18 protein-coding genes are annotated in these 22058 nt (G+C 67.7%); 7 read left to right on the top strand and 11 right to left on the bottom strand.

The window, feature by feature from the left end; all coding sequences use genetic code 11:
- Positions 1-26: 26 nt before the first annotated feature.
- Together KPL74_00260 and KPL74_00265 are read left to right on the top strand one after the other, a co-directional pair.
- Positions 27-353 carry a hypothetical protein gene (locus tag KPL74_00260; GenBank protein ID QWT20460.1) on the top strand — a complete coding sequence of 109 codons (327 nt, stop codon included), beginning with the start codon at positions 27-29 and terminating at the stop codon, positions 351-353.
- Between the two features lie 58 nt (positions 354-411).
- On the top strand, positions 412-801 hold the full coding sequence (locus KPL74_00265; GenBank protein QWT22554.1) for an EF-hand domain-containing protein: 390 nt from the start codon (positions 412-414) through the stop codon (positions 799-801).
- Positions 802-887: 86 nt separating this feature from the next.
- On the opposite strand, the gene KPL74_00270 is transcribed toward KPL74_00265, so the two are convergent.
- Positions 888-1316 carry a DUF4279 domain-containing protein gene (locus KPL74_00270; protein QWT20461.1) on the bottom strand — a complete coding sequence of 143 codons (429 nt, stop codon included), beginning with the start codon at positions 1314-1316 and terminating at the stop codon, positions 888-890.
- Between the two features lie 58 nt (positions 1317-1374).
- The gene (locus KPL74_00275; GenBank protein ID QWT20462.1) at positions 1375-3051 is read right to left on the bottom strand and encodes an APC family permease; all 1677 of its coding nucleotides are present in this window, start codon (positions 3049-3051) and stop codon (positions 1375-1377) included.
- 161 nt (positions 3052-3212) lie between these two features.
- On the opposite strand from KPL74_00275, the gene KPL74_00280 reads away from it, so the two are divergent.
- The gene (locus KPL74_00280; GenBank protein ID QWT20463.1) at positions 3213-3593 is read left to right on the top strand and encodes a hypothetical protein; all 381 of its coding nucleotides are present in this window, start codon (positions 3213-3215) and stop codon (positions 3591-3593) included.
- 13 nt (positions 3594-3606) lie between these two features.
- Here the strand turns inward: KPL74_00280 and KPL74_00285 are convergent, their stop codons facing one another.
- Entirely contained in the window at positions 3607-4989 is a 1383-nt protein-coding gene (locus KPL74_00285; protein ID QWT20464.1) for an L-serine ammonia-lyase, read from the bottom strand.
- Positions 4990-5065: 76 nt separating this feature from the next.
- Here KPL74_00285 and KPL74_00290 point away from each other — a divergent pair, with 76 nt between their 5' ends.
- Complete coding sequence (locus KPL74_00290; GenBank protein ID QWT20465.1) at positions 5066-5287, top strand: glutaredoxin family protein; 222 nt, start codon at positions 5066-5068, stop codon at positions 5285-5287.
- 178 nt (positions 5288-5465) lie between these two features.
- Here KPL74_00290 and KPL74_00295 read toward each other — a convergent pair whose 3' ends face one another.
- The 5 genes from KPL74_00295 to KPL74_00315 form a co-directional block, all read right to left on the bottom strand.
- A complete protein-coding gene (locus KPL74_00295) occupies positions 5466-6812 on the bottom strand; it encodes a GTP-binding protein (GenBank protein QWT20466.1) in 1347 nt (448 codons plus the stop codon).
- A 3-nt stretch (positions 6813-6815) separates the two neighbouring features.
- Positions 6816-7376 (bottom strand): YceI family protein, encoded by a 561-nt coding sequence (locus KPL74_00300; protein QWT20467.1) that lies wholly within the window; start codon positions 7374-7376, stop codon positions 6816-6818.
- On the bottom strand, positions 7373-7957 hold the full coding sequence (locus KPL74_00305; protein ID QWT20468.1) for a cytochrome b: 585 nt from the start codon (positions 7955-7957) through the stop codon (positions 7373-7375). The genes KPL74_00300 and KPL74_00305 overlap by 4 nt, the downstream gene beginning before the upstream one ends.
- Positions 7941-8567: a YceI family protein gene (locus KPL74_00310; protein QWT20469.1), complete on the bottom strand. Its 627-nt coding sequence runs from the start codon at positions 8565-8567 to the stop codon at positions 7941-7943. Before KPL74_00310 ends, KPL74_00305 begins: the two co-directional genes overlap by 17 nt.
- A gap of 105 nt (positions 8568-8672) precedes the next feature.
- Entirely contained in the window at positions 8673-10127 is a 1455-nt protein-coding gene (locus tag KPL74_00315; protein ID QWT20470.1) for a 50S ribosome-binding GTPase, read from the bottom strand.
- Positions 10128-10255: 128 nt separating this feature from the next.
- Here KPL74_00315 and KPL74_00320 point away from each other — a divergent pair, with 128 nt between their 5' ends.
- Complete coding sequence (locus KPL74_00320) at positions 10256-13726, top strand: response regulator (GenBank protein QWT20471.1); 3471 nt, start codon at positions 10256-10258, stop codon at positions 13724-13726.
- A gap of 5 nt (positions 13727-13731) precedes the next feature.
- Here the strand turns inward: KPL74_00320 and lptG are convergent, their stop codons facing one another.
- On the bottom strand, positions 13732-14829 hold the full coding sequence (gene lptG / locus KPL74_00325; protein ID QWT20472.1) for an LPS export ABC transporter permease LptG: 1098 nt from the start codon (positions 14827-14829) through the stop codon (positions 13732-13734).
- Positions 14829-15932: an LPS export ABC transporter permease LptF gene (gene lptF, locus KPL74_00330; protein ID QWT20473.1), complete on the bottom strand. Its 1104-nt coding sequence runs from the start codon at positions 15930-15932 to the stop codon at positions 14829-14831. The genes lptG and lptF overlap by 1 nt, the downstream gene beginning before the upstream one ends.
- Before the next feature lie 97 nt (positions 15933-16029).
- On the opposite strand from lptF, the gene KPL74_00335 reads away from it, so the two are divergent.
- Both KPL74_00335 and KPL74_00340 read left to right on the top strand, forming a co-directional pair.
- Positions 16030-17517 (top strand): leucyl aminopeptidase, encoded by a 1488-nt coding sequence (locus KPL74_00335; protein QWT20474.1) that lies wholly within the window; start codon positions 16030-16032, stop codon positions 17515-17517.
- A 9-nt stretch (positions 17518-17526) separates the two neighbouring features.
- On the top strand, positions 17527-17949 hold the full coding sequence (locus KPL74_00340) for a DNA polymerase III subunit chi (GenBank protein ID QWT20475.1): 423 nt from the start codon (positions 17527-17529) through the stop codon (positions 17947-17949).
- Between the two features lie 868 nt (positions 17950-18817).
- On the opposite strand, the gene KPL74_00345 is transcribed toward KPL74_00340, so the two are convergent.
- Entirely contained in the window at positions 18818-21574 is a 2757-nt protein-coding gene (locus tag KPL74_00345; protein ID QWT20476.1) for a valine--tRNA ligase, read from the bottom strand.
- Positions 21575-22058: the final 484 nt, after the last annotated feature.

Genomic DNA, 22058 nt, shown 5'->3' on the forward strand with positions numbered 1-22058 from the left:
CCGCCATGGCTAGAGGAGTGTGCACGATGTTCAACACGACAGGTCGATCATTGATGCTGGCGGCCGCACTGGCCCAGTGCTGCCTCGTGGCATACCCGGGCGTCGCCAGCGCGCAGCGCTGGGCCGACCACCACGACGGCTGGCGTTCCGACCGCCAGCAGCGCGACCACGACCAGTGGGAGCGCGACCGCGAGCGCAAGCGTCGTAGCGACGCGAAGCGCGACGGCGTGGTCGCGGGTGTCGTCGGCACCGCGGTGGTCGTCGGCATCATCGCCGCGGTCGCGAACGCGAAGAAAGACAACCGCCCGGACGAGTGCCGGGACGACTACGGCAACGTCTATCGCTGCCGCTGACACAAGGCTGCGTGATGCAAGCCCCGTGATCTCCAACGTTTCCGAATGAGGTGAACCGATGTTCAAGAGCATGCTTTTCGCGGCCTCGCTGGCCATTCCCGTAGCCGCCGGTGCCGCCACCACGGATCCGCGCCAGGCGACCATCGACAGGAATTTCGCCGCCATGGATACCAATCACGACGGCAAGATCGACAAGGCCGAATACGCGGCGTTCCAGACCGCTCGCTTCGACCGCCAGGCGCAGTCGGTCGACGGTGCATTCAACGAACTGGACACGAACAAGGACGGCAAGATCAGCAAGGCGGAAGCCGCCGCCGTCCCCGCCATCGCGACCTACTTCGATGCGCTCGACATCAACAAGGACGGCTCGCTGTCGCGCGAGGAAATGCAGAAGGCGATTGTCGCCGCGCAGACCGCCGAGGCAGCTGATACGCCTGCTGCGAAGTAGTCTGTAGGCGATCCGGCGGATCGCGATGACGACGGGCCGCCATGCAGCGGCCTGTTTTCGTTTCCGGGGGCGTAGCGTAGCCGTCGCTACGCGGGCACGGCCGGATAGATATCGAGCGATAGCGAGAGGCCGAGGTCGGCCAATCGTTGCATCATTGCCGGTCTCAGCGATTCGCCGCCGCTGCGTTCAAGGAACCATCCAACGAAGAGTTCGAGATCCACGCCGTTGGCACGGAATTCGTCGAGGCGCTGCCGATGCGGTTCCAGCATGTCCAGGCATCGACCGATCGCGTCGGAGAGCCAGGCGCGTTCGGTCGGCAAGATCTTCAGGGCGATGTACGACTCGGTGCGGATGCCCTCCAGCGGCGTTCCGCGCGGCGTCGTCCGGGCTTCTCCAGCCTGCCACTGGGCGGAAGCGGGCAGGGATAAGGCCATCGCCAGGCTGCCGAGGTCACCAGCCGGGGCCGTGGCCCGAAGCGACACCGTGACCGTCATCGGGATATCGTCCTGCTCCATTGCCGTGGATTTCCTTTGGCAGCAAAAGAAAAGGCGCCCCGTGGGCGCCTTTCTCGTGTCAGTGGCGGCCGGTCGCCCGGTCGGCTTCATCCGCGCTGGGCGGCAACACCGGCTCGCTGCCGTCGCCTTCCTCGTGGTGGAAGCGCGCGGCCTCGACCATCGGGGTGCGCCAGCCGGAAGCGACGCCCCAGAAGTAGAACACCGTGCCGAAGACGGCAACGAGGGCGAGGTCCCAGCCATACGGGATGTAATCGTGGCCACCGAAGGTCTTGCTGCCGGCCCACGAGATCGCGGCGATGACGGGCAGGTAGACGATCAGCCACCACGCACCCTTCAGGTGGCGCTGGAAGTCTTCCCAGCCGCTCTTGGCGGTGTAGTAGAAGTAGATCGGCAACGCGACGACCATCAGCAGGATGATTTCGCCGGTGAGCGGCCACTTCGCCCAGTACAGCAGCTCGGTGGCGAAGATGAAGGCCAGCGCGGCGAGGACCGGCAGGGCGGCGATGCGCAGCGGGCGCTTCAGTTCGGGCGCGGTGCGACGCAGGGTCATCACGCTCACCGGGCCGGTGAGGTAGGAAATGATCGTCGAGACCGAGATCACCGCCGCCAGCGTGCCCCAGCCGCGGAAGAAGAACAGGAAGATGAAGCTCACCACGAGGTTGAGCCACATCGCCGGACGCGGGATGCCGAAGCGTGGGTTGATGTGGCCGAAGATCTTCGGCAGCTGCCCGTTGCGCTCCATCGCGTAGATCATGCGCGCGGTGGTGGCGGTGTAGGTGGCACCGGTGCCGCTCGGGCTGACGAAGGCGTCGGCATAGAGCAGGATCGCCATCCAGTTGATCATCAGCGCCGTGGCGAGCTGGGCGAACGGCGAGGCGTACTGCAGGCCGGCCCAGCCCTTGCCGAGCTGGTCGGGCGGCACCGCGCCGATGAAGGCGACCTGGAGCAGCACGTAGACCACGGTGGCCAGCAGGATCGAACCGATCACCGCGAACGGCACGCTGCGGCCCGGGTTGCGTGCTTCGCCGGCGAGGTTCACCGGGCTCTGGAAGCCGTTGAAGCTGAAGACGATGCCCGAGATCGCCACGGCGGTGAGGATCGACGAGATGTCGATCGCGTGCGTGCCGCCATGCGCGCCGATGTTGAAGTTACCCGGGTTGTAGCTGGTGTACATCAGCGCGATGCCGGTGGCCGCCGGCACGACGAGCTTGAAGACGGTGATCGCCGTGTTGCTCTTGGCGAACAGCTTCACGCTCCAGAAGTTCAGGAAGAAATACACCATGACCAGGACGGCGGCGATGGCCAGGCCCGGATGGGTCAGTTCGCCATGGTCGGCGCCCGGCGCGACGTAGTACAGCTCCTTGGTCCACTGGGCCCATTCCCACGGCCAGGAGGCCATGTACTGGACCGAAGCCTCGGCTTCGACCGGGATCACCGAGACGATCGCGATCCAGTTGGCCCAGCCGGCGATGAAGCCGACCAGCGAGCCATGCGAATAGTGGCCGTAGCGCACCATGCCGCCGGATTCCGGGAACATCGCGCCCAGTTCCGCGTAGGTGAGGGCGATGAACAGGATGATGACGGCGCCGATGATCCAGGCGTAGACGGCGCCGGGGCCGGCAAGCTGGGCGGCATGCCAGGCGCCGAACAGCCAGCCTGAGCCGATGATCGAGCCCAGGCCGGTAAGCATCAGGGCGAAGGCGCCGACATCGCGGCGAATATGGTGATGGGACATGATGACTCCGGTCGGACGGACCGGGGGTTCCCCGGCCCAGGGCGGCACAAGAGCCGGATGATGACAGCCCGGGGCCCCTGTGTCAGCCAGCGCACGCCCCTTGCCCAAACCACCTTCACATCGATATACACTGACCGATGCGGTAAGGAAGAGGGGTTCGGATGCGATCGAAGCTAGTCGTCAACGGCATATGGCTCGCTGCCATATCGGTATGCGGCATTGCCGCAGCCGAGACGCCGTGGAGCGACAAGGGCCGGCAGATCGATTCGGAGTCATATGACCGTACTGCCAAGGGTTTTTACTTCACCCTGTACCCTGGCGAAGACCCGGTCGAATCGGTGCGGCGCTGCGCCATAACCATGCGCGAACTGGGGCATCTCGCCTCGGTTTCGTGCTTTGCCTATACCAGCAAGCAGCGCTTCGACACCCGCAAGGGCAAGCTCCGCATCTGCTACACGGCCGTGGCCAACTGGTGGGGCCAGGACGAACCCGTCCGCGTCGAGACGGTTGAGCGCCTGCCCAGGGCCTGCCCCGCCAAATAAACGGGGCGCCCCCTCAGCACTCGATAACGTTCACCGCCAACCCGCCGCGCGAGGTTTCCTTGTACTTGTCCTTCATGTCGCGGCCGGTGTCGCGCATGGTGGCGATGACCTTGTCCAGCGACACGTGGTGCTTGCCGTCGCTCTTGAGCGCCATGCGGCTGGCGTTGATCGCCTTCACCGCGCCCATCGCGTTGCGCTCGATGCAGGGGATCTGCACGAGGCCGCCGATCGGATCGCAGGTGAGGCCCAGGTTGTGCTCCATGCCGATCTCGGCGGCGTTCTCCACCTGGGTGACACTGCCGCCCAGTGTCGCGGCGAGGCCACCGGCGGCCATCGAGCAGGCGACGCCGACCTCGCCCTGGCAACCCACCTCGGCACCGGAGATCGAGGCGTTTTCCTTGTAGAGGATACCGATGGCGCCCGCGGTGAGCAGGAAGGTGATGACGCCATCTTCCGAGGCGTTCGGGCAGAAATGCCGGTAATAGTGCAGCACGGCGGGGACGATGCCGGCCGCGCCGTTGGTCGGCGCGGTCACCACGCTGCCACCGGCGGCGTTCTCTTCGTTGACCGCCAGCGCGTACAGGTTCACCCAGTCGAGGATGGTCAGCGGATCGCGCAGGGCGGCTTCGGGCTGGCCACGCAGTTCGGCGGCCATGGCCGGTGCGCGGCGATTCACCTTCAGCCCGCCGGGAAGCACGCCCGGCGAACGCAGGCCGCGTGCCACGCAATCCTGCATCGCTTTCCAGATCTTCAGCAGGCCGGCGCGCGTTTCCGCTTCCGGGCGCCAGATGCTTTCGTTGTGCATCATCAGCTCGGCGATGCTGAGCTGGTGTTCGGCGCACAGCGCCAGCAGCTGGTCGCCGGTGGAGAACGGGAAGGGCTGCTCGCTGGTATCGGCCACGATGCGGTCTTCCGCCGCCTCGTCCGGGTTGACTACGAAGCCACCGCCGACCGAGTAATAGTCGCGGGTGGCCAGCTCGTTGCCGGCAGCGTCGTACGCGGAGAAGCGCATGCCGTTGGTGTGGAACGGGAGCTTCTGGCGTTTGTTGAAGACCAGGTCGGCTTTTTCGTCGAAGGCGATCTCGTGCCGGCCGAGGATGCGGATGCGCTTGCTGGCGCGGATGCGCTCCAGCGTGGCCGGGATGCTGTCCGGATCGACGCGGTCGGGCCATTCGCCTTCGAAGCCGAGCAGGACGGCCTTGTCGGTGCCGTGGCCGCGGCCGGTCATCGCCAGCGAACCGAACAGTTCGCAGCGCACCCGCGCCACGCGTTCGAGCACGCCTTTCTCCTCCAGCCAGTGCTCGGCAAAGCGCGCGCCTGCGCGCATCGGACCGACGGTGTGCGACGAAGACGGGCCGATGCCGATCTTGAAAAGGTCGAAAACGCTGACTGCCATGGCTGGAGTGGGGTTGGCTATGGGGAATAGCCGGCTATTCTACGCCCGACGGCCCCGCCACCCCATACACCACCGCATGCAAGCATTCACACTCTTCCAGCGCGACGACTGCCACCTCTGCGACCAGGCACTTGGCCTGCTCGCCAGCGTGCGTTTCCCGGAGTTCTCCTCCGTGTGGATCGATGACGACGAGGCGCTGGAAGCGCGCTACGGCGCGCGCGTGCCCGTGCTGCGCCGCAGCGACGGGCTGGAACTGGACTGGCCGTTCGATGCCGAAGCCCTCAAGGAACTCGTGTAGGAGCGCGCCTGCGCGCGAATTGGGGTGGGTGGAACAAACCAGACTGACCGCTATATCGTTCTGGAACAACCCGGAATGACCGCTAGATCGTTTCAGAACAACCCAAGCTGACCGCTACACCGTTCCATTGGCTTTTCGCGCGCAGGCGCGCTCCTACAGAAGCGGTCGCACGTGCGGTTTATTTGCGCAGGCGCGCCAGGATTTCTTCGCGCGCTTCGCGCAGGATCGAATCGCGGTCGAGGCTGGCGACGACGTCGGCGACGGCGCGCTTGGCGCCTTGCTCGCCCCAGGACTTGCCGGCGACGAGGTAGCGTTCCGCGGCGCGGCCGATCAGCACGGTGGCGTACCAGCCCAGCGCGCCCTGGGCGGCCGCGGTGACCACGATCGACAGGCCGCCGCTGATGCCCTTGAGCGCGGACGCGACCAACTGCACGCCCCAGACCGCGCCCATCAGCGCGGCCAGCTGGGTGCTGATGACCGCGACGAGGCGTCCGGATTCCGCGCGGGTGAGTGGCAGGCCGTAAACCCGGCTTAGCTGCACCACCATGGCCGCGTCCAGGCCGCCGGCGAGCAGCAGATCGGCCACCGGGATCGGATTCAATGCCACCGCGACCGACTTCGCGATGCAGTACTGGCGGATGACGCCGCTGGCGGCGTCGCGACGGGTGGCCGCGATGCGTGCGCTGATCTGGTCGGTGAGCTTGCCGGCGAACAGGCCGGCATGGATCGCGGAGAGCGCCTTGCCTTCGCGCTCGGCGATGGCGACCAGCCGGGCCTTGAGCGCGGCGACGTCGGCTTCGCGCGGTTCGCTGCGTCGCTGTTCACGGCCGAGTGCGTCGACCTCGACGACCAGTCGCGGTGCCGGCCGCGCCGCCACGGCGAGGACGTCCTCGCGACGCACCAGGCCATTGGCATGTTCGCGCAGACGGTCGAGCAGGCCGTCGCGTTCGTCGTCGGCGTATCGATCGGACTTGTTGAGCACCAGCAGCAACGGCCGGCTGGTCGCGGCGAGCGTGCGCAGGGCGTCGCGTTCTTCGCGGGTGAGGTCGCCGTCGGCGACGAAGACGATCAGGTCGCTGACTTCGGCCACGTCGAAGGCGAGCTTTTCGCGCGCTTCGCCACCGAGTTCGTTGATGCCCGGCGTATCGATAAGGACCAGGCCGGCATGCGCCGCTTCATCGAGGCGCACCGCGTCGGCTTCGGTGGTCGTGCCGTGCAGCACGCCCATGGCGAAGGCGTCGCGCCCGAGCAGGGCGTTGCCCAGTGCCGACTTGCCCGCGGAGACGCGGCCAAAGACAGCCACGTGCAGTTCTTCGCGCTCGATCCGCTCGAGCATGTCTTCCACGCGGCGGAAATCCGCGGCCATCGCCGCGCGAACATCCGCGGGGATGGCCGGATCGTCGAGCAGGCCGCGCAGGCTGGCGCCCACGGCACCGCCACGCGTGTCCGCCGCGGGCGCGTCGACGCGGCCTCGGCGGAAGCGGCCGGCGAAGCCGCGCAGGCGATCGCGCCAGCCTTCGGTCATCGCTTACTTCGGCTGCAGGTTGAGCGTGCCGTTGACCAGCACTTCGTCGGCGATCGTCGACGTGTCCTTGTACTGGCCGCTGCCCACGCCGAAGTCGAGGCGCTTCAGGGTGCCGGTGACCGACAGGCGTGCACCGCCAGCGGCCGGGTTGAACACGACCTTCAGCTGCAGCGGCTTGGTCACGCCATGCAGGGTGAGGTTACCGTTGGCGATGACGTCGCCCTTGGCGTCCTTGCTGAAGCCGGTGGTGACGTAATGCGCCTTGGGAAACTTCGACGTGTCGAAGAAGTCCGCGGTGGGCAGCGCGCTGTCGCGGTCGCCGTCGCCGGTCTTCGCGGTCGCGACGTCCACGGTGACGTCGAACTTCGCCGTGGCGACGTTCGCCGGGTCGTAGCTGATGGCCGCATCGAACTTGCCGAACGAGCCGTCGAACTGCTGGCCCTGGAACTTGCCGCTGAAGCCGAGCGTGCTACCCGGGCCGACCTTGTAATCCGCCGCGGTGGCGGCAAGCGGCAGGGCGAGCGCGAGGGCCAGCGCGGTCAGGCGGCGAACGGACGGGATCATGGCGTGTCTCCGGAAGGGGTGGGGGTGTTTCGCTTCGCACGTCCGAACGGGAGCATGCGCCGCAGGGTGTCGTCACGGTCGATGAAGTGGTGTTTCAGCGCGCCGCCGACATGGGCGACCAGCACCAGCAACAGCAGCCAGAACAGGTAGACGTGCACCGTGCCGAGCAGGTTGGACAGGTCTTCGTTCTTGTCGACCAGCGCCGGCAGGTTGAACTGCTTGAAGTACTGCAGCGGGAATCCGTGCGCCGAGTTGAAGGCCCAGCCGCTGAGCGGGATCGACACGATCAACACATACAGGAAGCCATGCACCACGTGCGCGGCAAGCTGTTGCCAGCGTGGTGCGGGCTCGTCCGGCGGGCGCTTGTCGATCGCGCGCCACAGCAGGCGCAGCAGGAACAGCGCGAGCACGGTCAGGCCGATCGACTTGTGCAGGGCGAACATGTTGATCTTGTTGAGCGACGGCTTAAGGCCGTCCATCCAGAAGGCGAACGCGCCATTGCCGAGGATCAACAGCGCCATCAACCAGTGGAAGGTCTTGGCGACGGTGCTCCAGCGGGTGGGCTCACTGCGCGTGGGCATCGGGGGTGTCCTTGTCGTGGCTGGCGGGCGCGTCGGCACCGCGGATGGCTTCGATTTCCAGCCAGACCGACACCGGGGTGCCGATCGAGCCGGTGTTGGATGTCATGCCGAACGTCGTGCGGTCGATGACGATGTTGGAGGAAAAGCCGGCCGTGGTGTGCAGCCCGTAGATCGTCTTGCCGACCCGGTTGACCCTGAAGGGCAGGTCGAGCGGGCGGGTGATGCCGCGCAGGGTGAGCTTGCCGTGCACCACGCCTTCCTCGTCGCTGCGCTTCTCCACCGAGTCGCTGGTGAAGCGCGCGGTCCGTCCGCGATCCGCATCGAGCAGGCTGCTGCCACGCACGGCCTTGTCCCAGTCCGGATCGCCCATGTCGACCGACGACAGGTCGACCGTGGCATCCACCGAGGAGGCCGGCCAGTTGTCCGGATCGAAGCGGATCGTGCCGTCGGTGATGCGCAGGCGGCCGAACGAGCGGGAAAAACCATTGTGGTCCACGTTGAATACCACGGCGCTATGCACCGGATCGATCCGGTACACCTGGGGTGACGCATGGGCAGTGCCGGTCCATGCAGCGAGGACGAGCATGCCGGGAAGGAGGGCGTGGCGCATTGTGGGAACCTGCTCCATCACGGGGCCAGGTGGGCGGCCGGTGGGAAAGAGTGTGGCCGACGGCGCCGGCCTTGTCAGCCTGCGCGCCGCGAACGGATCGTTCACTCAGCGATGGCGCAGGGCATCCGTGGTGAGTTCCGCCAGCTGGCGCAACCGGTTGCCCCGGGTGTCGTCGAGCAATTCACGCATGCGCTCCGCGGCCGTGGCCTGGTCCAGCTCCTGCCGCTCGGCGAGGGTGGCGGCCAGCGCCTTGCCCAGGCTGTCGAAGATCAGCGCGTAGGCAAAGGCGTGCAAGACGCCGCCGCCCAGCGTGCCCAGGCCCGGGAACGCCTTCAGCGCGTTGCCTGCCACGGCCAGCACCACGGACGTGCCGGTTCGCAAGGTCATGCGTACCTGGCGGAGCAGGCCTTCGATTTCCACGTCGGTGATACGCACGTTGTAAACCGCCGCCAGCGCGCGGACCATGCCCGTGGCCAGGGCGCCCTGGATCACCAGGTCGGTGCCGGGGGCCACGGCGGCCATCGCGCCGACGATCGCCCGGCGTGCATAGCGCGCGACGATGCGTTCGGCTTCTGCGGCGCGCTGGGCCTGTTCGAGCACGGCGGTGCGCTCGTGCAGCCCGGCGAGCACCGCGTTCTCCCGCGCGGGTTCCAGCGCCGTGGGGCCCGCCGCCAGCAACCGGCGCAGCGCGGCGATGAGTTCGTCGACCTGGGGCTTGCGCCGGCGCCGCACGTCTTCGCTGCTGCCGTCGGCCAGGCGCCGGGTGAACTGCTCTTCGCCACCCGCGCTCAGCATCACGATCGCATCGGGCACGCCATCCGCATGCGCATGCAGGTGGCGCAGGATCTGTGCACGTTCGTCGTCGTGCCACTGGTCGGCCTTGTTGACGGCGAGCACCAGCGGCTTGCCGAAATCGCCGAGCCAGCGCAGTTCGCTTGCCTGCGCGCGGGTCAGGTCGCCGGCGCAGACGTAGACCACCGCGTGTGCGCGCAGCGCTTCTTCGCGGGCCATCCGCTCGCGTGAATCGCCGTCGGCTTCGGCCGTGCCGGGCACGTCGGCCACCGTCCAGGCCTGGCCATCCGGTGCGTTGCCTTCGAAATGCCCGACCACGCGCGTGGTGCCACCGCGTGCATCGCTGTGCACCGTCGCGCCGGGCACCAGTGCGGCGACCAGCGCGGACTTGCCCGTGGATATCTCGCCGAACACGGCAATGTAAAGGCGTTCGCTGCCGCGACGATGATCGAGTTCGGTCAGTTCGCTGCGAAGTTCCTCAACACCGGGTGCATCTTCGCGCAGGGCCGATAGCCGTACTTCGAGGCTGGGTCGGTCCGGTGCCTGAATGGGCGCGCGTGGTTTGCGCGGCCGCAACCACCAGATGCCGGCGGCGACGCCTGCGCACAGCAAGGCCAGCAGCAACGTGCCGAGGAGCCAGCGCAGGCCCTCCGGCAAACCCATGAAGCGCTCGGCCAGGGCCAGCGCACGCTCCAGCGTGGCGAAGGAGAGCCAGGCCAGGGCGGCGATGCCGATGGCCGCGACGAGCAGGCGGAGTCGGGATGACATGCCCGCATTCTAGGGCTAGCGATCAGCGAAGGCCTACATGAACACGTGGGCGCCGCCATCTCGGCCCCGCGCTGACTGCATGCCATCATCGTCTTCACATTCAGGACATCGGCGTAGGCAGTCACGTCATGACGAGATGGATTCTCGCAGCGATCGCATACGCGGCGCTCGTTTTTAAACCCGTACACGCCGGCATGCCGCCGGTGCCCACCCCGCAGTTCCGTAGCTACGGACTGCACGAAGGCCTGCCCAGCAGCAAGGTCAACGTGGTGGTGCAGGATGCCCAGGGTTTCGTCTGGGTCGGCACCGCGTCGGGCCTTGCCCGGTTCGATGGCGTCTCGTTTACTGTGCCTGCACTCGGGCAGGCAGGCGGCCAGTCCCTTCCCGGGATGGCGGTTTCCGCGCTCATGGTCGACCGCACCGCCCGGGTATGGATGGGTGGCCCCGAACTCGGGCTGGCCCGCTACGACCCCGCAAGCGCCGCCTTCGTCCACTGGCGTGATGGCCTGGTCGATCCCGACGTGCGCGCGATTGCCGAGGCCGGGGACGGCTCGGTGTGGATCGGCACCGCCGATGGGCTTGACCGGATCCACCCTGACGGATCGCTCGAGCACGTGGCGCCGGGCCCACGCGGGCTGGCGTCCGTTTCCGTACAGGCGTTGCATGCCGACGCCTCCGGCCGGGTCTGGGTCGGCGGGGACGGCGGCATCGACATCGTCGCCGCCGATGGCAGCGTGGCGCGGGCATCGTTCGAGGAATCTTCGCCGCCGCGCGTGCTGCACATCGACGCCCGTGGTGACGAGCTCACGGTCTCGACCGTGCGCGGACTTTACCGACGTGGCGCCGACGGCACCTTCAGGCGCGATCGCCGCGTGCCGGACACGCCGATCTATGCGGCGTTCGCCGACAGCCACGGCACCACCTGGGTGGCCAGCCTCGACGGCCTGTTGATGCTGGATCGCCACGGCCGGATCCACCCGGTCGCCGGTGTATGGACGGCGCAGGGCGGGCTGCCCGGCCGCTCCGTGCGCGGCATCATGGAAGACGGCGAGCACGGGATGTGGTTCGCACTGAACGACGGTGGCCTCGGTTACCTGGGGCCGAGCTGGGAGGACTTCACCCGCTTCGCCCACGTGGCGACGGATCCCTCCAGCCTGCCGGGGCGCACGGTGACGGCGGTGGCCGCGCATGGCGACGACCAGCTGTGGGTTGGCGGCCTGCGCGGCTGGATCCGCTCGTTCGATCCGGCCACCGGTCGCACCGGCGAGGCATACGACGTCGGGCCCATGCGCATCCAGGCCCTGCTGGAAACGCGCGCGGGCGACGTCCTCGCCGGGACGGTCGAAGGGCTCACCCGGATCCATCGCGGGCATGCGGCACCGTGGCTGCGCAGCGAAATCAGGCACGCAGTGACCAGCCTGACCGAGGCACCGGATGGGAAGGTGTATGTGGCGGCGCTGGGCGCCGGCGTCTTCGTGCTCGACCCGGCATTGCGCCATGCCGCGCCCCTGGCGTTCGCCGAGGCACGTCGCGGTTCCACCGATACCCGGCAGATCGAAATCGTCGGCGGCGATCTCTGGCAGGCCAGCGTGGCCGGCCTCGCGCGACGCGATCGTGGCGACGGGCGCATGCACTATATCGAGGGCGTCGCGCCTGGCCGGATCAGCGCGTTCGAACCGGACGACGACGGGTTCTGGGTCGTGCGGCCGGACGCGCTCCAGCACTACACGTGGGAAGGCACGCGTGCACTGCTCGATCGCACGCTCGGCGGCGCACAGGGCTACCCATCGGCCGACATCCTGAATATCCGTCGCGACATCGGCGGGCGGCTATGGCTGTACGGGCAGACGGGGGTATGGCGCTTCGATCCACGCACCGGCACGTTCAGGCCCTTCGGCCTCGCCGACGGCCTCGCCAACGGCGAGTTCACCCACGCCACGACTGTCCGCCTTGCCGATGGCACGATGTACGGTGCGACCCTGGGTGGACTGGTCGGATTCCGGCCGGACCAGCAGCGCGACCATTCCCGGCGGCCGGGTATCGCCTTGCTGGGTGCGAGTGTCCTGCGCGGCGGCACGCGCATGGCATTGCCGGCGACGGGCGACACCCTGCACGTCGCCTGGAACGATCGGGAGTTGGTCGTGCGTGCCCGCACCCTTTCCTACGTCAATCCGGATCGTAACCACCTGGCCTTTACGCTCGAGCGTGACGGGCGCTCTTCGGTGGTGCATGCAGGCAAGGAAGGCGACGGCACCCTCCCGCCGCTGGCGCCCGGTACCTATCGGTTGGCCATCGCCGGACGCGGCCGCGATGGTGTGGACGGCCAGCTGGCTCGTCCGCTCTCCGTCGAGGTGCAGGCGCCGCCATGGCTGCGCTGGTGGGCGTGGCTGGGTTACGCCGTCGCGGCGCTCGCGTCCATCGCCACCGGCGTCCACGCGACGCGTTTCCGGCTGCGCCAGGCCATGCGCGTGCAGCTGGCCGAGCAACAGCGACGGCTGGCCGAAGAGGCGAATGCCGCGAAGACCGACTTCATGGCCACGCTGGGCCACGAGATACGCACGCCCATGACCGGCGTGCTTGGGATGGCCGAACTGATGGCGCGCACGCCGCTCGACGATACCCAGCGTGGCTACATCGAAGCCGTGCGTCGTTCGGGCACCATGTTGCTGCGGCTGGTCAACGACGCGCTGGACCTGACCCGCATCGAGGCGCGCCGGCTGGTGCTCGAACCCGAATGCGTTTCGCTACGATCGATCGCGGCGGCGGCAGTGGATCTCGCATCCGCGGCCGCCAAAGCCAAGGGCCTGTCGCTGTCGATGGTCGTGGAAGCGTCGGTGCCGCGCGCGGTACGCGCGGACCCGGTCCGGCTGCGCCAGGTACTGCAAAACCTCGTCAACAACGCGGTGAAGTTCACCGAACGCGGTGGGGTGTCCGTGCATGTCGGTGGCGAAGCAGGGCGCTTGCTGCTCAGCGTGCGCGATACCGGGCCGGGCATGGACGACGCCCTGATGGGCCGACTGTTCTCGCGCTTCGAGCAGGGCGGCACGCGGCAACGCGGCGAAGGCTCTGGCCTGGGCCTGGCGATCTGTCACGAGCTCTGTGCCCTGATGGGCGGCAGCATCGCCGTCGAGAGCCAGCCCGGCATGGGCAGCACCTTCATGGTCACCCTGCCGCTGCCCGCCTGCACCTGCGCAGGGGGAGCATGCATCGTGCCCGTGCTTGCCGACCCCGCGACGCAAGGCCACCGCGTGCTGCTCGTCGAGGACGACGCGGTGGTCGCCGAAGTGATCGCCGGGCTGCTAAGCCAGCGCGGCCACGATGTGACGGTGCTGGCGGATGGCCTCGTCGCGCTGGCCGAACTGGCGATCACGCCCTTCGATGCCATGCTGCTCGATCTCGACTTGCCCGTCGTGGATGGCTTCCAGGTGGCGCGGATGGCCCGGCGCATGGAGCGCTGTGCTGCCATGCCGATCGTCGCGGTGACGGCGCGATCGGCAGGCGACGAGCTGGATGCGATCCGCGCGGCAGGCATGGATGCGCTGCTGCGCAAGCCCCTGACCGGCGATGACCTCGCCGCGGTGCTGGAGGCTGTCGTGTAAGTTGGCTAGCCGAATCGTTTGAAGTAGCCCAGCGCGCCGACCACCAGCAACACCGTTGGCAGCAGGTTCGCCATCAGCGGTGGCAAGCCGTACACGGTACCGAAGTTCACCATCGCGCCCTGCAGGAAGTACCAGCCGATCGCGAGGATGATGCCGATGAACAGGCGCTTGCCGAAACCGCCCGAGCGCAGCGAGCCGAAGGCGAACGGCATGGCGCAGAGGACCAGCACCAGCACGTTGAGCGGGAAGATCACGCGGCCCCAGAACGCCACCGCATAGGCGCCCGGGTTCTGGCCGTTCGATTCCAGGTAGCGCATGTTGCGGCGCAGGTCGGACATCGATAGGTATTCGGGGTGGATGATCGACTGTTCCAGCACGTGCGGGTTCAGGCGCGACTGCCACGTCTGCGTCGGCGCGGTGATCGAATGGACGCCAGCGTCGTTGCGCGTGCTCGTGCGCACGTTGGTCATGATCCACTGGCTGCCATCGTGGATCGCGCTGTCGCCGTGCGAGAACTCGGCGACCTCGCCATCGGGCGAGAAGGTGTACACGCGCACGTCGACCAGCTTGACCGTGGTGCGGTCACCGTCCTGGGTGGCGATGGCGCTCTTGGCATTGATGATCTTGCCGGCGTCGCGCGCCCACAGGCCACTGCTGGTCGAACCCAGGTTGCTGGAGCGCATGCGCACCTGGATCGCCTGGGCATGCTGGTCGCCGTACGGGGCCACTGTCTCGCCCATGATCACGACGAGCACCGTCATCACCGCCACGATGCCCACCGCCGACACGGCGATGCGCAGCTTGGACATGCCCGCGGCACGCAACGCGGTGAGCTCCCCCGTGGCCGCCAGGCCGCCGAGGCCCAGCAGGCCGCCGATCAGCGCCGCGTTGCTGAACATCTGGTAGAGGCGCCGCGGCACCGTCAGCATGATGTAGGCGATGGCGTCGTAGAGGCTGAAACCGTTTTTGCCGATGTTGCCGAGCTGGCGAACGAACTGCTGCAGCGAATCGAAACCGGTCAGCACCAGCCACACCAGCAGCAGGGTGCCGAGGACGCTGGCGCCGATCAGCCGGTCGGCGCGCTTGATGGTCAGCGTGGCCATCATGCGGCTCCCTTCACGCGCCGCGGGGCGTTCTGTTTCCAGAAGAACCAGGCCGCGATGGCGAACACGATGGCATGCAGCACCCAGATCGGCACCGAGGTATGCAGGTGTCCCTTGATGATCTGCGTGCGGGCGATCAGCTGCCACACCACGTAAAGGAAGTACGACAGCACGGCGACCAGCAGGCGGCCATAGCGCGCATCGCGCGGCGCCTGGCGGGACATCGGCAGCACCATCATCATCAGGACCAGGGTGGAGACCGGCGCGGCGAAGCGCGACACCAGTTCGCCCAGGGCGTCGGCAGTGCCGGCCTTGAACAGCGCCACCGTGGTGGACTCGTGGGCCGGATCGGTATCGTCGTCGTCATCGCTGATGTTCGACAGCGAAACGTCGTTGCGCTCGTATTTCATACGCCGCCAGTTGTCGCCGCCCAGGGGGATCTCGAACTGCCAGCCGTCGAACAGGGCGAGGAAGCGGTCCTGGCCGTTGCTCTCCTGGTACATCTGGCCATGTTTGGCATTGACCACGCGCACCTGGGGGTTGCCGTCCGAATCCACCCGGTCGGTGGCCAGGAAGGTCTTGCCCAGCACCGTGCCGTCGCGGCTGAGGGTGTCGACGAAGATGATCCCGCCCTTGCCGGGCAGCTCGGTGAAGCGGCCGGCGTCGAGGCCGGCGGCGATCACCGACTTGTTGGCCGCGGCGATGGCCTGGTCGGCGGTGCGGGCGGACCAGGGGCCCAGCCACAGGGACAGCATGCCGACCAGGATCGTGGTGATGGCGGCGAGCAGGACCACCGGGCGCAGCATGCCGCGCGGGCCCATGCCGGAGGAGGCCAGGACGTGCATCTCGCTTTCGCGATACATCCGGCCCAGGGCGATCAGGGTGCCGAGGAAGGCGGCCATGGGCAGCAGGGTCGAGAGCAGGTCCAGCATCTGCAGGCCGAGCACTTCGAACATGATGCTGGGCTGGATGCTGCCGTTGGCGACCTTCTGCAAAACGCCCGCGAAGGCGCCGCCGGCGAAGATCACCAGGAGCACCACGGCGGTCGCCAGGATGCCGTAGGCAAGTTCGCGAAGGAAGTAACGGTCGAGGATGCTGAGCATTTGGTAGAATTCGCGGTTCGTGCCGCGCCAGTCCCAGCCGGCAAACCTTAAGTCTAGCCTGTCCGGGCCCCGGCAGGCTTTCGCAGGACGGTAAGTCATGACGGTTCAGTTCAGCCTTGGTTCCAACGCTCCCGAGTCCGCAGCCACCCCCGTGGCGGTGGTCGGTGTCTATGAGAACGGTGTCCTGACCAGCGCCGCGGCGCGGATCGACACCGCCGCCAGCGGGGCGATCAAGCGCCTGGTCGAGGCCGGGGACATCACCGGCAAGGTCGGCAACGTCGTGACCCTGCTCCATCCGGCAGGCATCGCCGCCGCCCGCGTGCTGGTGGTGGGCCTCGGCGCCCAGAAGACCTTCGACACCGCCCGCTACCAGCGGGTGACCCTGGAAGCCGCCCGCGCCATCGGCCGCTTGCCGGTGACCGAGGCCAGCAGCTGGCTCACCGAGGTGGATGTGCCGGGCCGCGACGCCGCCTGGAAGGCCCGCGTGGCCGCGCTCGCCACCGACCATGCCGCCTATCGCTACACCGCCACCCTGAAGCCGCGCGACAAGGCTCAGCCCGAACTGGCTTCGGTCAGCTTCGCCGGTCCGGCCGACGCCGAGGCCGGCCTGGCCCAGGCCCGCGCCATCGCCGAGGGCGTCCGCTTCGCCCGCGAGCTGGGCAACCTGCCGCCGAACATCTGCAACCCGGATTACATCGCCGACCAGGCCCGGGCCTTCGCCGAGGCCCATGAAGGCGTCACCTTCGAGGCGCTCGATCGCGCCGACATGGAGCGCGAAGGCTTCGGCTCGCTGCTGGCCGTGGCCCGTGGCTCGGCCAACCAGCCGCGCCTGGTCATCCTGCAGTGGAACGGCGGCAAGGACGGCGAGAAGCCGTACGCCTTCGTCGGCAAGGGCATCACCTTCGACACCGGCGGCATCAGCATCAAGCCGGGCCCGGGCATGGAGGAGATGAAGTTCGACATGTGCGGCGCCGCCGGCGTGCTGGGCGCCTTCGCCGCCGCGGTGAAGATGAAGCTGCCGGTGAACCTGGTCTGCGTCGTCCCGGCCGTGGAAAACATGCCGGACGGCAACAGCTACCGCCCGGGCGACGTGCTGACCAGCCTGGCCGGGATCACCATCGAGGTGCTGAACACCGACGCCGAAGGCCGCCTGATCCTTTGCGACGCGCTGACCTACACCGGCAAGCGCTTCGACCCGCACACCATTATCGACGCCGCCACCCTGACCGGTGCCTGCGTCGTCGCCCTGGGCAAGCACGCCACGGGCCTGATGACCAAGGATGAGTCGCTGTCGGCCGAACTGCTGGCCGCCGGCGAAGAAACCCTCGACCGCGCCTGGCGCCTGCCGCTGTGGGATGACTACCAGTCGCAGCTGGAATCGGGTTTCGCCGACGTGGCCAACATCGGCGGCAAGTACGCCGGTGCGATCACCGCGGGCTGCTTCCTGGCGCGCTTCACCGAAGGCCGTCGCTGGGCCCACCTGGATATCGCGGGCACGGCATGGGACGAAGGCCGCAAGGGCATGGCCACCGGCCGCCCGGTGCCGCTGCTGGCGCAGTGGCTGCTCGATCGCGCGGCCGGCTGATCGCTGACGATGCCGCGCGCCGACTTCTACCTGATCGATAAGCCGCGTTTCCGCGAGGATCCCCTGCTGCTGGTCTGCGAACTCGCCAGGCGCGCGTTCGGGGCCCAGCAGCCGACCCTGATCCTGGCGCGGGATTTCGAGCAGGCGGAGGCGATCGACGAGTACCTGTGGGCATTCGACGAGGATGCGTTCATTCCCCACCAGCTGGCGGGGGATGACGACGATGCGAATACGGCGGTGCTGATCGTGCCGCCGGGGGTGGAGGTCGCGGATCGTCCGATGGTGATCAACCTGCGCGATACCTGCGCGCCGGGGCAGTTCGATCGCGTGCTGGAAGTCGTCGCGGCGGATCCGGCGGAACGCGAGGGCTCGCGCGCCCGCTGGACCGAGTACAAACGCGGCGGCTTCGACGTCACCAAGCACGACATGTAATCAAGCGGTTGCCGCCTTCGGCGGCCATGCCTGACGGCCTCCGGCCGAACCTCGGCCCCTGTACGCGTCTGCGCGTGGTGGCCGTCCGCGCGGCGCTCGGGCGTGGTCGCAGGACAGCCCTCGGTGCCTACCCTCGCTGCTCAGACAGGTCCTCCGCGCTCGATAAGGTTGGCCGCAGCCGCGGCCCATGTACTTATTGCCCTACGGGCGCTCGCTTGTGCGGAACTCGCCTCGAGGGTAGGCACCGAGGGCTCTCTTCATCCGTGTCGTAAGCCGGATTGGACAGCCACGCCACCGGCCGGCGGCTCGTGTAGGAGCGCGCCTGCGCGCGAACAGCCAACAGCGCGGTGATGCAGGAGCGTGAGTCATCGTCCTTGCCGAATGCCTTCGAACCAAGTCGGAGACGTGCGCTGGTTTCACCGCTTCCATAACCCACGAACAACGATGTGGTCGGGTGAACCGCTGGCCTGCATCAATCCATAGCCTCATTCGCCCGAAGCGAAGCAGTCGGTTCGCGCGCAGGCACGCTCCTACGTACAAATCTCGCGGCAAGGATGAGGAGAGCCCTCGGTGCCTGCCCTCGAGGCGAGTTCGTGGCGGCGAGGGGGCCGGGCGGAAGAAGCCCGAAGGGGGCCGGCCAGGACGGCCGGCCGTTTCTGCCGAGACAGGAGTCGAGTCAGAAACCTCCGCCCGGCACCCGGTGCGCGGCCGACGGCCAAATAAAGAAACGGGCTGCGGAGCAGCCCCTCCCTGTCGCACGCCAGAACGCTGTCTGAGCAGCGAGGGTAGGCACCGAGGGCTGTCCTGCGACCACGTACGAGCGCCGCGCGGAGCAGGGCCGCCCGAGCGCGGCCCGTCAGTTCAGTCCTCAGGCGCCCAGCTTGCGGGCCTGCTCACGCATGGCATCGGCCTGGCGGGTCCAGTCGGTGATGCGCTGGCGTTCCTGTTCGACGACTTCGGCCGGGGCGTTGGCGACGAAGTTGGCGTTGCCGAGCTTGGCTTCGCATTTGCGGACTTCGCCTTCGATGCGGGCGATTTCCTTGGCGAGGCGGGTCTTCTCGGCGCCGACGTCGATGAGGCCTTCCAGCGGGATCAGCGCGCGCATGCCACCGATGACGGCGGCGGCCGCGGCGGGTTCCTCGCCGTCGACCCAGGCCGGCGTTTCGACGCGACCGAGGAAGGCGATCTGGGCGGAGAACTTGTCGGCACGCGCACGATCGGCGGCATCGCCGTCGGCGAACAGCAGCGGGATGACCTTGCCCGGGGCGATGTTCATCTCGGCGCGGATGCGGCGGACGCCGGTGAGCACGTCCTTGATCCATTCCACTTCCGCGGTGGCGGTGGCATCGCCTTCGATCTCGTCGGCTTCCGGGTACGGGCGCAGCATGATCGTCTCGCCGTCGATGCTGAGCAGCGGGCGGACGTTCTGCCAGATCTCTTCGGTGACGAACGGGATCAGCGGATGCAGGGCGCGCAGCAGCGTCTCCAGCACGTGGGCCAGGGTGTAGCGGGTCGAAGCGATGGCGCTTTCGTCGGTGCCGTTGAGCGCGGGCTTGGACAGCTCGAGGAACCAGTCGCAGAACTCGTTCCAGGTGAACTCGTACAGCGCCTGCGAGGCGAGGTCGAAGCGGTACAGCGCGAGCTGTTCCTTCACCGTGGCCAGCGTGTCGCGCAGGCGGGTGAGGATCCAGCGCTCGGCTTCGGTGGACGGCGGGACCTTCGCGACCGGGCCGTCGCCGAGGTTCATCAGCACGAAGCGCGAGGCGTTCCAGAGCTTGTTGACGAAGGCCTTGTAGCCGGCGGCGCGCTCGAGGTCGAACTTGATGTCGCGGCCATGCGTGGCGAGCGAGGCGAAGGTGAAGCGCAGCGCGTCGGCGCCGAAGGCGGGGATGCCTTCGGCGAATTCCTTGCGCGTGGCCTTCTCGATCTTCTCCGCCATCTTCGGCTGCATGAGGCCACGCGTGCGCTTGGCCAGCAGGTCATCCAGGGTGATGCCGTCGATGATGTCGAGCGGATCGAGCACATTGCCCTTCGACTTCGACATCTTCTGGCCGTCCTTGTCGCGGATCAGGCCCGTGAAGTAGACGTCCTTGAACGGCACTTCGCCGGTGAAGTGGTCGGTCATCATGATCATCCGGGCGACCCAGAAGAAGATGATGTCGAAACCGGTGACCAGCACGCTGGTCGGCAGGTAGCGATCGAAGCCGCGTTCGGCCTGTGCCTGCGGATCGGGCCAGCCCAGCGTGCTGTGGCTCCACAGCGCCGAGGAGAACCAGGTTTCCAGCACGTCGGCATCGCGGCGCAGGGCGCCGGTGTAACCCTGCGCGGCGGCGAGCTTGGCTGCCTCGGCCTCGTCGTGGGCGACGATGATCGAACCTTCGTCGGTGTACCACGCCGGGATCTGGTGGCCCCAGGTGAGCTGGCGGCTGATGCACCAGTCCTGGATGTTGGTCATCCAGTGGCGGTAGGTGTTGATCCAGTTTTCCGGGACGAGGCGGACCTTGCCTTCCTCGACGATCTCGAGGCCACGTGCGGCCAGCGTGTCCATTTTCACGAACCACTGCCAGGTGAGGTAGGGCTCGATGACCTGGCCGGTGCGGTCGCCGCGCGGGACCTGCAGCTTGTGCTTCTTCGTCTCGACCAGCAGTTCCTGCGCCTCGAGGTCGGCGAGCACGGCCTTGCGCGCGACATAGCGATCCATGCCGCGGTATTTCTCCGGCGCGGCGTCGTTGATCGCGGCCTCGTCGGTGAGGATGTTGATCATCGGCAGGTTGTGGCGCTGGCCGATCGCGTAGTCGTTGAAATCGTGCGCCGGGGTGATCTTCACGCAGCCGGTGCCGAAATCCTTTTCGACGTAGTCGTCGCCGATGATCGGGATCTGGCGATCGGAGAGCGGCAGGGCGAGCATCTTGCCGATGAGGTGCGCGTAGCGCTCGTCGTCCGGATGCACGGCCACGGCGACATCGCCCAGCATGGTTTCCGGGCGCGTGGTGGCGACGATGAGCTCACCCGAGCCATCGGCCAGCGGGTAGCGGATCGACCACATCGAGCCGTCTTCTTCCTCGCTCACCACCTCGAGGTCGGACACGGCCGTCTTCAGCACCGGATCCCAGTTCACCAGCTTCTGGCCGCGGTAGATCAGGCCTTCTTCGTGCAGGCGCACGAAGGTTTCGAGGACGGCCTTCGACGGGCCTTCGTCCATGGTGAAGACTTCGCGGCTCCAGTCGCCGGACACGCCCATGCGGCGCATCTGGCGGCCGATGGTGCCGCCGGATTCCTTCTTCCACTCCCACACGCGGGCGATGAACGCGTCACGATCGAAATCGGAGCGTTGCTTGCCTTCGGCGTTGAGCTGGCGGGTGACGACCATTTCGGTCGCGATGCCGGCGTGGTCGGTGCCGAGCTGCCACAGGGTGTCGTAGCCGCGCATGCGGTGGTAGCGCACCAGGGTGTCCATGATGGTGTGCTGGAACGCATGGCCCATGTGCAGCGTGCCGGTGACGTTGGGCGGCGGCAGCATGATGGTGTAGGGCGTGCCCTTGCCGGACGGCTTGAAGTAGCCGTTGGCTTCCCACTGGGCATACCACTTCGACTCGATCTGGCTGGGTTCGAAACTCTTGTCCATGCTGGGGTTCCCGGCGCGGGCCGCGTGGGCGTCGCGATTTGGCAGGCGAAAAGGGAATATTGTAGTTTTTTCAGGGGCCCACGGCGAGGCGCGGGGGGCCGACTTCCGCTCGGCGCTCGGGCGTTGCGGCGGGAAGAGCCCTCGGCGCCTACCCTCGCTGCTCAAACAGCGTTCTGGCGTGCGATAGGGAGGGGCTGCTCCGCAGCCCGTCTTCTTATTGGCCTGCGGCCGCGCACCGGGTGCCGGGCGGAGGTTTCTGACTCGACATCCTGTCTCGGCAGAAACGGCCGGCCATCGTGGCCGGCCCCCTTCGGGCTTCTTCCGCCCGGCCCCCTCGCCGCCACGAACTCGCCTCGAGGGTAGGCGCCGAGGGCTCTTCCTCCACGTTCCCGCAAGCTGGGTTGGACGGCCCGACGCCACGGCGGCCCTTGTAGGAGCGCGCCTGCGCGCGAATAGGGTTGCTTAAACACAGCAGGTGCCGGCG

The organism is Bacillus sp. NP157, from assembly GCA_018889975.1.
GTDB lineage: Bacteria > Pseudomonadota > Gammaproteobacteria > Xanthomonadales > Rhodanobacteraceae > Luteibacter.